At 49.0% G+C, this 610-nt stretch carries 1 protein-coding gene; it reads left to right on the forward strand.

All coding sequences use genetic code 11. The features are described 5' to 3' along the window. Positions 1–369 (forward strand): DUF7010 family protein (locus AAIG11_RS17925; protein WP_343187554.1); only part of this gene is annotated, 369 nt, incomplete at its 5' end. Positions 370–610: the final 241 nt, after the last annotated feature.

Genomic DNA, 610 nt, shown 5'->3' on the forward strand with positions numbered 1-610 from the left:
CTGACCCTGCGGATCATGGGGCGATCTGCCAGGGTTGGTTCAGGAAACGGATTATGGGCCCTGGGTGCTCAGGTGGCTTTTACAGTTCCCATCAATTTTCTGTTGGTGGGCGCGGTGATTCTTTACAGACCGATGTGGTTTTATCCGGCGGCGATGATTATTGTGGGCTCTCATTATCTGCCCTTCATGACCCTTTACAGGATGAAAATCTACGGAGTGTTAGCGGCGCTGCTGGTTTTGGCCGGTTTGGGTATCGGGTTGTACGGGCCTCCCGTCTTCAGCCTTGGCGGATGGGTGGCCGGTGTGATGATGATGGTAGTTGCTTTTGTGTGCAGGCGCGTCACGCTGAAGGAAGAGATACGCACCTGATTTCTCAACTGTATCCACTCATGATATACTTCATATATCAAGTTTCTGATATAAGGAAGCTGGTGTTTGTGAAAAAGGCATCTTCTGAGAAGGGTTGCTGTCCTCTTTATATGAACGACCACAGTAACCTTTATACTCATGAATGCTCACCCGTGCTGTTTCCAGTATACAAGAACATGATAAGATGTTGAATTTTCTTCTGGGCAAGTGCTTGGAGCCAGCGTAACGGTGATACAGGGAC

Origin of the sequence: Anoxynatronum sibiricum (genome assembly GCF_039414295.1) — a bacterium.
Classification (GTDB): Bacteria; Bacillota; Clostridia; order Peptostreptococcales; family Tindalliaceae; genus Anoxynatronum; species Anoxynatronum sibiricum.